7 protein-coding genes are annotated in these 11764 nt (G+C 63.1%); 1 reads left to right on the forward strand and 6 read right to left on the reverse strand.

Annotated elements, in window-relative coordinates:
• Positions 1-2: 2 nt before the first annotated feature.
• The 4 genes from E0H22_RS15240 to E0H22_RS15255 all read right to left on the reverse strand — a co-directional run bounded on the left by E0H22_RS15240 (position 3) and on the right by E0H22_RS15255 (position 5888).
• A complete protein-coding gene (locus tag E0H22_RS15240; RefSeq protein WP_233021856.1) occupies positions 3-374 on the reverse strand; it encodes a collagen-like protein in 372 nt (123 codons plus the stop codon).
• A gap of 156 nt (positions 375-530) precedes the next feature.
• Positions 531-1662 (reverse strand): peptide chain release factor 2 gene (prfB, locus tag E0H22_RS15245; RefSeq protein ID WP_233021857.1). Its coding sequence is split into 2 segments (ribosomal slippage): positions 531-1592 and positions 1594-1662, totalling 1131 coding nucleotides; the frame shifts between segments, so codons are not numbered across the junction.
• A 213-nt stretch (positions 1663-1875) separates the two neighbouring features.
• Positions 1876-4368: a penicillin-binding protein 1A gene (locus E0H22_RS15250; protein WP_233021858.1), complete on the reverse strand. Its 2493-nt coding sequence runs from the start codon at positions 4366-4368 to the stop codon at positions 1876-1878.
• 209 nt (positions 4369-4577) lie between these two features.
• Positions 4578-5888: an N-acetylmuramoyl-L-alanine amidase gene (locus tag E0H22_RS15255; RefSeq protein WP_233021859.1), complete on the reverse strand. Its 1311-nt coding sequence runs from the start codon at positions 5886-5888 to the stop codon at positions 4578-4580.
• Between the two features lie 707 nt (positions 5889-6595).
• On the opposite strand from E0H22_RS15255, the gene E0H22_RS15260 reads away from it, so the two are divergent.
• A complete protein-coding gene (locus E0H22_RS15260) occupies positions 6596-9586 on the forward strand; it encodes an Rne/Rng family ribonuclease (protein ID WP_233021860.1) in 2991 nt (996 codons plus the stop codon).
• 128 nt (positions 9587-9714) lie between these two features.
• Here the strand turns inward: E0H22_RS15260 and E0H22_RS15265 are convergent, their stop codons facing one another.
• Positions 9715-11052 carry a dicarboxylate/amino acid:cation symporter gene (locus E0H22_RS15265; RefSeq protein WP_233021861.1) on the reverse strand — a complete coding sequence of 446 codons (1338 nt, stop codon included), beginning with the start codon at positions 11050-11052 and terminating at the stop codon, positions 9715-9717.
• A gap of 120 nt (positions 11053-11172) precedes the next feature.
• Positions 11173-11763: a biotin transporter BioY gene (locus tag E0H22_RS15270; protein ID WP_233021862.1), complete on the reverse strand. Its 591-nt coding sequence runs from the start codon at positions 11761-11763 to the stop codon at positions 11173-11175.
• Between the last annotated feature and the right edge of the window lies 1 nt (position 11764).

Below are 11764 nucleotides of genomic sequence, written 5' to 3' on the forward strand. Positions count from 1 at the left end.
GCTTACTTCTTTAAACACAGTCCGACGGTCGGCGCGGTCGCGCATTTCACGCCGTCCGGGGCGCCGCCGCTGGGGCACAGCACCGACACCAGAGTCTCGCTGGCATCGCATGTGATGGCGCCATCGGCCTGGACAACGCGGAAGGTCGAGCCCGTATCGCCTTTGTCACCCTTGTCGCCTTTCGGCCCCGGCGCGCCCTGCGGACCTTGTGGCCCCTGCGCACCCGGCACACCCTGAGCGCCTTGCGCGCCCTGTGGCCCTGCCGGCCCCTGTGCGCCGGTCTCCCCCTTGGGCCCTTGCGGCCCAGGATCGCGGCCACAACCGCTGACCATCAATGCAACGCCGATCGCGAGAACTGGAAAGATCTTCATCATGCCCCACCCCGTTGATTTGACGCTGTCGTAGCGATGGCAACCGAACAGATCGGCACCATCAGCCCTGTTACAGCACGGGAATGATATCGAGCGCAGTATGGAAGGAAAGCTTGAAGCTGCCGCGCCTCTGTTTCAAGACGCCGCAGCTATCGCCAATTAGTCCACGTCGTCGATCGCCCCCGGCGTCGTCCCGAAGGCGCGCTGGGCCAAAGTCGCTGCCATGAACTCGTCGAGATCGCCATCGAGCACGCCGGATGTGTCCGACGTCTGCACGCCCGTGCGCAGATCCTTCACCATCTGATAGGGTTGCAGGACATAGGAGCGGATCTGGTGGCCCCAGCCAATATCGGTCTTGGCGGCCTGATCGGCGGCGGCCTTCTCCTCGCGCTTTTGCAGCTCGATCTCATAGAGACGCGCGCGTAGCATGTCCCATGCCTGAGCACGATTCTTGTGCTGTGAACGACCGGCCTGACAGACGACTGCTACACCGGTCGGAATATGCGTCAGACGTACAGCAGATTCCGTCTTGTTGACGTGCTGACCGCCGGCGCCGCCCGAGCGCATCGTATCGACACGGACATCGCTTTCATTGATCTCGATCTTGATGCTGTCGTCCACCACCGGGAAGATCGCCACCGACGAGAACGAGGTGTGACGACGGGCATTGGAGTCGTAGGGCGAGATGCGGACCAGACGGTGCACGCCGCCTTCGGTCTTCAGCCAGCCATAGGCATTGTGGCCGGAAATCTGAATCGTCGCGGACTTGATGCCGGCTTCTTCGCCCTGGGTTTCTTCGAGATATTCGATCTTAAAACCGTGCTTTTCCGCCCAGCGCGTATACATCCGCAGCAGCATCGACGCCCAATCCTGGCTCTCGGTGCCACCGGCACCGGCATGGACTTCGAGATAGGTGTCGAAGCGATCCGCCTCCCCAGACAACAGCGCTTCCAGCTCGCGGCGCGCGACATCCTTCTTGAGAGCCTTCAGCGCATTCTCGGCTTCCGTCACGACGCTCGCATCGCCCTCGGCCTCGCCGAGTTCGATCATGCCGATCTGGTCCTCGAGCTCGCGCTCGACCTTGCCGATGCCCTGGAGCGAATCCTCGAGCGAGGTGCGCTCCTGCATCAGCTTCTGGGCTTTCTGGGGATCATTCCAGAGATTGGGATCTTCGGCGAGAGCGTTCAGCTCCGCCAGTCGTGCCGTGGAAGCATCGACGTCAAAGATGCCTCCTCAGCAGCCCGACTGACTGCTTGATCTCTTCTACAAGGCGTTCGATTTCAGCGCGCATGAAAATTCCGTTTGGTTGGGCGCGTGTGTAACCGCGGCGCCCGTCTTATTCAACCCGTCAGCATCAACTCAGCCTCTCGTGGCGAGGAGCCGCCACTTCGGCGCCGTCTCGAGCCCATGAGATCGCGTGGCTGGCAACTCGCCAACATCCTTCGAGACGCGGCCAAGCGGCCGCTTCTCAGGATCAGGTTTGGTGCTTGCGGCACTCAGCCGATCAATACAGACCGCCGGTTCCGGGACGCATGAACGTGCGGTCGGTGTCGGGCGAAATCTGCTGCGAGCGACCATCGGCATCGGCCACCCCGATTACCGAATAATTGTCTGGAGGCGCCGTGCCCGGCTTGAAGGCTTCGAGGATGGTACGGCCGCCATCGCCCGGGCTCGCACGCATGCCCGTCTTGGCATCGACACGGATGAGCTTGATGCCGGCGGGCACCTTGAACGGCACCGCCGGCTTGTCAGCAAGCGCCAGCTTCATGAAATCCTTGGCGATAGGCGCAGCGAGCGCGCCGCCGGTTGCCCTGGCACCGAGATTGCGCGGCCTGTCATAGCCGACATAGATGCCGATCACGACGTCCGGCGAGAAGCCGACGAACCAGGCATCCTTCTCGTCATTGGTGGTGCCAGTCTTGCCGGCGATGGGCTTGCCGACTTCGCGCAAAATGGTCGCAGTGCCGCCCTGCACCACGCCCTCCATCATCGATGTGATCTGATAGGCTGTCATCGGATCCATCACCTGCTCGCGGCGATCGATCAGCTGAGGTTCCGGCTGGTTCTTCCAGCCTTCCGGTGCATCGCAGCCACGGCATTCGCGCTGGTCGTGCTTGAAGATGGTGCGGCCGTAGCGGTCCTGGATACGGTCGATCAGCGTAGACTTCACGCGGCGGCCGCCGTTGGCGAACATCGAATAAGCCGTAACCATGCGCATGACGGTCGTTTCGCCAGCGCCGAGCGCGTAGGACAGATAGTTCGGCAGTTCGTCATAGACGCCGAACCGCTTGGCATATTCGCCGATCAGCGGCATGCCTACATCCTGCGCGAGGCGGACCGTCACCGTGTTCAGCGAACGCTGAAGCGCGTTGCGCAGAGTCACCGGGCCATAATATTTACCGGTCGAGTAGTTTTCCGGACGCCACACATTGCCGCCCGTGCCTTGGTCGATTTCGATCGGGGCGTCCACGACCACGGTGGACGGCGTATAGCCGTTATCCATCGCCGCCGAATAGACCAGCGGCTTGAAGCTCGAGCCCGGCTGGCGATAGGCCTGCGTCGCGCGGTTGAACTGGCTCTGGTCGAACGAGAAGCCGCCGACCATCGCCAGCACACGGCCGGTGTTCGGATCCATGGCGACCATGGCGCCGGACACTTCCGGATACTGCCGCAGCCGGAACTGCCCATCGACGGTCGAGCCATCCTTGTTCAGCAGCGGATCGACATAGATGACATCGCCGGGGCTCAAGACCTGCGAGACGGCCGTCGGCGTCTTGCCGCGGGTCGGACCGGCCGCCGGCTTCGCCCAGCGCACGCCGTCCATGGACACGAGGCCGGTCTGGCGATCCTTCGACACGGCACCACCAAGTTCACGCCCTGGCTGGAAGCCGATCCGCGCCGACTGGTCGGAGACATCGAGCACGACAGCCATCCTCCATGGCGAAATGTCGGACAGCGACTTCACCTCGGCAAGCTTGACGCCCCAGTCTCCGGAAATGTCGATCTTGTTGGTTGCGCCCCGCCAGCCGCGCACCTCGTCGAAATTGATCAGACCATTGGTCATGGTCTTGCGCGCCATGACCTGCAGCTTGGGATCGAGTGTGGTGCGCACCGACAGGCCACCCTCGTACAGTTTCTTCTCGCCGTAGCGCTCGAGAATGTCGCGGCGCACTTCCTCGGCGAAATATTCGCCGGCAAAAATGTGGGCATGGCCGCCGCGGCCGGTGACGCTCAGTGTCTCCTTGCGCGCCTTGTCGGCATCGGCCTGCTTGATCCAGCCGTTTTCGAGCAGACGATCGATCACATAGTTGCGGCGTTCGATAGCACGGTCACGATTCTTGACCGGATGCAGCGTGGACGGCGCCTTCGGCAGCGCCGCGAGATACGCAGCTTCGGACACGGTGAGCTCGTTCACCGACTTGTCGAAATAGACCAGCGAGGCAGCGGCGACACCATAGGCACCGAGACCGAGATAGATTTCGTTCAGGTACAATTCGAGGATCTTGTCCTTCGAATAGGTGCGCTCGATACGCATCGCCAGCAGTGCCTCCTTGATCTTGCGATCGAAGGAGACTTCGTTGGTGAGCAGGAAATTCTTCGCAACCTGCTGCGTGATGGTCGATGCGCCCTGCGGGCGGCGGTTCGAGCCGATGTTCTGCAAGTACAGCAGGCCGGCGCGCGCCATGCCGGTATAGTCGAGACCGCCATGCTCGTAGAAGTTCTTGTCTTCGGCCGCGAGGAAGGCGTTCACGACCAGCTTCGGGATCGCCTGGATCGGCAGGTACAGGCGGCGCTCCTTGGCATATTCGCCCAGCAGCTGGCCGTCAGCCGCATGCACGCGGGTCATCACCGGCGGCTCGTAATCCTGCAGCTGCGAGTAATCCGGAAGGTCCTTGGAGAAGTGCCAGATCAGGCCCGCAGCGGCGGCGACGCCCACCAGGAACACGACGGTTCCGGCGGCGAACAAAAATCCGAAAAACCGCACGAGCAGACGCATGTTGAGACGATCCGTTTCAGTCGCTGTGCGGCCATATAGCACAGATGGCAGCCGCCGGGGGCGAAAGTCAGCCAAAATCAATCGACTAGAGACGCCCACAGCCACCGCTCAAGGTGGCTGATTCTCCGGCCGTATGGCGGATTTTATAGAATGCGCGCTGTGGCCAAACTAGGGCTCAGGCGTTGAAAGCCCTGTCATTTCCATAATCATCAATTGCCGGCACCGGCAGAGACCATGTGCTTGGCAAAATAGCTGTCGATCGACTTGGCGACCGCCCCCACCGTCTTGGAGCGCCAGTTCTCCGACATCAGCGACTGCAGGTCGTCCTTGTTGGAGACATAGCCGAGCTCGATCAGCACCGAGGGGACGTCCGGCGCCTTCAATACCCGGAAACCGGCGGACTTCAACGGATGCTTGTGCATCCGGGTCGTCACCTTCATCTCGCCGACCACGAGGCGGGCAAAACGACCGGAAAAAGTCCTGGTTTCGCGCTGGGCGAGATCGATGAGGATGTCGGCAACCTCCGTCGGTTCCTCGGTGAGGTTCACACCGCCGATCGCGTCCGCCTTGTTTTCCAGGTCGGCCAGCCGCTGCGCCTCGGCGTCCGACGCTTTGTCGGACAATGTGTAGACTGTCGCACCCTGGGCATCGCCTTCGCCTTTGGGCAAAGCGTCGGCATGGATCGAAACGAACAGCGCCGCTCCTTCCTTGCGTGCCATTTTCACCCGGTCATCAAGCGCAACGAAAGTGTCGTCGGAGCGTGTCATCACCACGCGGTATTTGCCGATCTTCTCCAGCCGGTCCCGGAGCGCCAGACCGAAGCCGAGCACGATGCTCTTTTCGCTCTCGCCGCCCGCCTGGGTTCCGTTGTCGACGCCGCCATGGCCGGGATCGATGACCACCACCGGACGCGAATCCATCGCTGTTGCAGGCCCGGCCGCTGCGATCACCGTCGTGGCCACAGGTGACGATGTTTCGCTGGCAGTGATCGCGGGACGCAGTTCCGGTCGATTCTCCACCGCCAGCCCCTGGACAAAGGTCGTCCGGTCCACGGCTTCGAGCTCGATCACCATCCGCGCCGGCTGACCATTGGCCGGATCGAGCGCCACAGCACTCTTGATCCTCACAGGCTTCGCGAGATCGAACACCATGCGCGAGCCGCCCGGCATCACCATGCCGTAGCGAAACGCCTTGATCAGACCACGCGCGACCGTCCCTGCCCCGGGATCGAGATGAAAGGCCACCTGGGGCATGTCGATGACGACGCGATACGGGTCCGCCAGCGTGAAGGCACGCAGCGACACCTTGCGGTCGAGATCGAGGATAAACCGAGTCTGTTTTTCGTCGCCGGCGATGCGGACATCGGACGCGACGGGGAGCGATGCATCGGCCGGCTTCTCCGCCGAGGCCTCGGATACTTCACCCGGGGCAGCACGGGTAACTGAGCACCAGCCAAACCCTAGCACGGCACTCGCGAGCGCCATTCCCAGCAAAACGATATGGTTTGCGCGGCGGGTCAAGCGAATCCGGTGCCTCCGTAGCAGCCCATCCCTAGCCCATTAGAATCGCAGGGTTAACTTCACCTTAATGACGCCCTTGCGAATTCCCCCGACTGTTGCAGCGCTGTGACGCTTCCCTTGCCAGCGGGGTTCATTCGACGTATGTACGAAGAGCTGACGGATTAACTCCCGGTTGTGTCGCGTTCAACCTCCCGGTGCAGCGTTCGTTTCCCCGATCTCCATCGGAGAGCTGAACGTTTTTGATCATCCCTCCAGAACCTGCGCCGGGCGCGGTTTTTGGGAGAGACGGTCCTGGCCCGAGCGGTGTCCGGTCCCTGGCTTTCTCGCTGACGGGACGGCTTCAGACACGACATGATCGAAAACTCCGGCCCTTATCGGCCGAGTTGGCGACAGCCGGCGCGCGCACTCGCGTGGCGCCGGACGTCAGCGCAGGCGGTGCCTTTGCCGCCCAAAAGTTTAGACGGGCCGACGCTTGATGCGCCAGACTGTGATGCCGACCGAGACCCGCCTGGGGACGCCGATGCGAAGCTTCCGCTTCGTGCGGTTTTCTACGCGGCTCTCGCATCCGGCAACCTTACAGTTGTCACGGCGCGACGGTGAGCGCTTCGGCCTTCCCCTCACCCCAGAATCAGGTGGACCCTCGCGTCACCCGGCCGCGCCAGACGCGCTTGCCGCCACGCGGGCATTCCGCCGCCATGAGTCCTTCCATGCCAAACAAAATGTTGATCGATGCGACGCATCCCGAGGAGACCCGGGTCGTCGTGGTTCGCGGCAATCGCGTCGAGGAATTTGATTTCGAGACAGCGCAGCGCAAGCAGCTCCGCGGAAACATCTATCTCGCCAAGGTCACACGCGTTGAGCCATCGCTGCAGGCCGCCTTCATCGAGTATGGCGGCAACCGCCATGGCTTCCTCGCCTTCAGCGAAATCCATCCGGATTACTATCAAATTCCGACGGCCGACCGTCAGGCGCTGATCGAGGCCGACGAGGCCGCACATCGCGAAGCCGAGGAAGAGAGCGAGCGCCGCTCCAGCCGTCGCCGCTCGCGCCACCGCAACTCGCGACGCCGCGACCGGGGCGAACGCGTGCGCAGCGGTGTCGTCGAAGGCGCCGTCATCGATGCGTCGCAGGCCGAACAGCCGCACGAGGAGTTCCTGGGCTTCGTACCGGCACGCTTTGATGCGCCCGACCACATTGTCGCGTCCGAACGGGTCGTCGTCGCCGAAACGCATAACGAACAGCCCGCCGCTCCCACCGAAGTCGCTCCCACCGAAACGGCGGCCGCCGAGATCAGTGAGCCCGTCGCTGTCGCGGCGCAGGACGAATCGGCTGAGCAGGCCGCGATCGCGGCGAACGACGAACACCCAGCCGAGATCAACGCAGACGAAGCCGCGGCCCACGACGTGAACGCCGAGGGTGTCCACGCGGCCGAAGGCGACGATGCCGAGGACGATGAGGACGAAGACGAGGACGACGAAGAAGAAGCCGAAGAGGATCAGGTCGAGTCCGTCGGCGGCGACGACGTGTTGGAGGAAGTACCGGAGCGCGCCTTCCGTCCACGCCGCCAGTACAAGATCCAGGAAGTCATCAAGCGCCGCCAGGTGATGCTGGTGCAGGTGGTCAAGGAAGAGCGCGGCAACAAGGGCGCGGCTCTCACCACCTATCTGTCGCTCGCCGGCCGCTATGCCGTGTTGATGCCGAACACCGCGCGCGGCGGCGGCATCTCGCGAAAAATCACCTCGGCGCAGGATCGTTCGCGCCTGAAGGAAGTCGTCTCCGATCTCGACGTGCCGGAGGGCATGGGCATCATCCTGCGCACCGCAGGTGCGTCCCGCTCCAAGCCGGAGATCAAGCGCGACTTCGAATATCTGATCCGGATGTGGGAAACCGTCCGCGACATGACGCTGAAGTCGCAGGCCCCGACCCTCGTCTACGAGGAAGGTTCGCTGATCAAGCGCTCGCTGCGCGATCTCTACAACAAGGAGATCGACGAGATTCAGGTTGCCGGTGAAGCCGGCTATCACGAAGCGCGCGACTTCATGCACATGCTGATGCCGAGCAACACGCGCGCCGTGAAGCTGTATCGCGACGGCCAGCCGCTGTTCTCGCGCATGGGCGTCGAAAGCCAGCTCGACGCTATGTTCACGCCGACCGTGCAGCTTAAGTCCGGTGGCTATATCGTCATCAACCAGACCGAAGCCCTCGTCTCCATCGACGTGAACTCGGGTCGTTCGACCCGCGAGCATCACATCGAAGACACCGCGCTGAAGACCAATCTCGAAGCAGCCGAGGAAGTCGCGCGTCAGCTCCGCCTGCGCGACCTCGCCGGCCTGATCGTGATCGACTTCATCGACATGGACGAGAAGCGCAACAACCGCGCGGTCGAGCGCAAGCTCAGCGACTGCCTGCGGCAGGATCGCGCCCGTATCCAGGTGGGCCGCATCTCGCATTTCGGCCTGCTGGAGATGTCGCGTCAGCGCATCCGCGCCAGCGTGCTCGAAAGCTCCACCGAGATCTGCGCGCATTGCGGCGGCACCGGTCATGTCCGCTCGGTCTCGTCGGTCGCGCTGCAGCTTCTGCGTGGCGTCGAAGAGGTCCTCATGAAGGGCGCGACGCATAATCTCGTCGTCCGCACCCGCAGCGATGTCGCCCTCTATGTGCTGAACCACAAGCGTGGCCACCTGCGCGATCTCGAAGAGAGCTTCCAGGTCACGATCGCGATCCTTGCCGATGCGAATGTCACCGGCCAGCAGTCCTATGTGATCGACCGCGGAGAACAGGTCCACACGCTCGAAGCGGCCAAGGCCCTGCTCGCGGCACAGCTCGCCAATCTGCCGCCGGCGCCCGAGGAAGAGCCCTACGACGACGAAGAATTGTTCGAGACGGAAGCCGAAATCGAAACCGAAGAGACCGAAGGTCTCAATGACGAGGACGGTACGTCCGAAGCCTCTGCCGACAGCGAAGGCGGCGATCGCAAGCGCCGCCGTCGTCGTCGCCGTCGCGGCCGTTCGGGCGAGACCCGCGAAGCGAGCGATATTCAGGTCAGCGATACCCATGTCATGACGGACGGGGCCATCGAAGCCGTTGGTGAACCCGCCGGCGACGAAGCCGAAGCCGAAGACGACGAGGCCGACGATCAACCGCGCGAGGCGCGCGACGATCAATCTGCGGATGGAGAGCGCCGTCCGCGCCGCCGCGGCCGTCGTGGTGGTCGCCGCCGGCGTGGTGAGCGCCATGAAGGCAACGAGGAAGGTCTCGCTGGCTCGATCGCCGACGAACTCGCGGGTCCCTCGGAGTCCGAAGCAAGCGTCGCCGTCGCCGATCTCGAAGGCGGCCATAACGGTCACGGCGACCAGCCGAGCGTCGAAGCTCAGCCGGTCCAGGCGCCGACGCGCGACCATGACTCGGTCCCGGTGTTCGCGCCCGCCGAGCCTGCTCCGGCCACGCCGGTTGCCGCTGCTTCCGAGCCTGCCACACCTGCGCAGGAAGACGAGAAGCCGGCCCGCCGCCGGTCCACGGTACGTGAGAAGGTGAGCTTCGCGACCTCCACTCCGGTCCCTGCCGAACCGGAAGCATCAGCGCCCGTCACTGTTGTCGAAGAGCCAGCTGCGGTCACGCCGTCAGCTCCGGTGCCGGGCACCGAGGCCCCGCGCAAGGCCGGTTGGTGGTCACGTGCTTTTGGTGGCGGGAATAGCTGAGCGCTAACGCTGCGTGACGATCAGGCAAAGCCCTGATCGGCGTTCTTAGCCACGCCAATCGACTATCGGAAAACAAAAAGCCGCCCGGCAAAACCGGGCGGCTTTCGAATTGCGGGTCGGGTGTGCGCTCAGCCCGTCGTGATCGCCGTTTCGACATCGGACGGATCGATGTCCTGGTTCAGCCGGGCGTGCATCGTCTCCTTGTCGAGCTCGCCTTCCCACCACGACACGAACACGGCTGCGATGCCGTTGCCGGTGATGTTGGTGAGCGCGCGAACCTCGCTCATGAACTTGTCGATCGAGAATACGATTGCCATGCCCGGCACGAGGCGCGGATCGACCACGGCCAGGGTTGCCGCGAGGGTGATGAAGCCGGCGCCGGTGACGCCCGAGGCCCCCTTCGAGGTCAGCATCGCCACGATCAGAATCGTGATCTGCTGACCGAAAGACAGCTCAACGCCAAGCGCCTGTGCGATGAACAGCGTCGCCAGCGTCATGTAGATATTGGTGCCGTCGAGATTGAACGAATAGCCGGTCGGGACCACGAGGCCGACGACGGACTTCGAGCAGCCGAGACGCTGCAGCTTTTCCATCAGCTGCGGCAGCGCGCTTTCCGAAGACGACGTGCCGAGCACGATCAGAAGCTCGTCCTTGATGTAGCGGATGAACTTGAAGATGCTGAAGCCGACGATGCGCGCGATGATGCCGAGCACGACCACCACGAACAGCAACGCAGTCCCGTAGAACAGCAGGATCAGGCTGAACAGGTTGGTCAGCGCGGCCGGGCCGAACTTGCCGATCGTATAGGCCATCGCACCGAACGCGCCGATCGGCGCCGCTTTCATGACGATGGCGATGACACCGAAAACGGCATGCGACGCATCATCGATGATGTCGCGAAGCTTGTGGCCGCGCTCGCCTAGCGCCATCAGCGCGAAGCCGAACAGGATCGCGAACAGCAGCACCTGCAGGATGTCGCCCTTGGCGAAAGCGCCGACGACGCTGTCCGGAATGATGTTGAGCACGAAGTCCACCGACTTCTGCGCTTCCGCCTGCTTCACGTAACCGGCGACAGCCGCATTGGTGGGATCGACCTTCGCTGTCAGGCCATGGCCAACCTGAAAGATATTGCCCATGACCAGGCCGAGCAGCAGCGCGAAGGTCGAGACGATCTCGAAATAGACCAACGCCTTGATGCCAACGCGGCCGACCTTCTTGGCGTCCTGGATATGCGCGATGCCGGAGACGACAGTGCAGAAGATGATCGGCGCGATCACCATCTTGATCAGCTTGATGAAGCCGTCGCCGAGCGCCTTGATCCAGTCATTGGTCGCGAACTTGGGCTCCAGCCATCCGACCAGCACGCCGATAACGATGGCGATCAGCACCTGAATATAGAGGACCTTGTACCAGGGCTTTTTCGCCTCTGAGACGCCCGCATGAGGCGCCACGGTAGTCACCGACATCGAACGTTATCTCCCAGTTCGTCGCAAAACTGGGGGTCCTTACACGCAAGAATGTCGCACCCGCAACCCGCCATACGGAATAAAATATCCGATCAGGCGAGCAATTGGTCGAATACACGCCTAGTTGTTGCGACGCCCCGCCGCACCATAGGCGAGCGGAATGAGCAATGCACCGATCGCATTCTTCAGCAGCGCGCCGACCAGGAACGGCGTTACGCCGACGATCAGCGCCTTGCCGATTCCGAGCCCGACGCCGAAGGCGAGCCAGGCCCAACCCATTGCAAGGATGACGAAATGTCCGATGGCCATGGCGATGAACAGCCAGCCGACCGAGCGATCCCAACCGCGCTCGGCCAGCCAGCCGGTGATGAAGGCCGCGACGACGAAGCCGAACAGAAAGCCCGCGGTTGCCCCGAACAGCGGTTTCAGCCCCCCTGCCGGACCGGCAAAAACGGGCAATCCGCAAGCACCGACAATAAGATAAAGCACGAGGGTCGCTGTCCCCAGCCGCCAGCCATAGGCGGCCCCGACCATCAGAACGACCAGTGTCTGCAGCGTCATCGGCACGAACGGCAGCGGCAGGTTCACCTTGGCCGACAGGGCCAGAAGCACGACGCCGGCGACGGCGAGGATGGCCGCGCGCCACAAGGCGGCCGCTGGTTTGCCGCTGGACGGCCACAGGACCGCTGCGATCGGAGATTGCACGCTCATC

Origin of the sequence: Rhodopseudomonas boonkerdii, from assembly GCF_021184025.1 — a bacterium.
In the GTDB taxonomy this organism is placed as follows: Bacteria; Pseudomonadota; Alphaproteobacteria; order Rhizobiales; family Xanthobacteraceae; genus Tardiphaga; species Tardiphaga boonkerdii.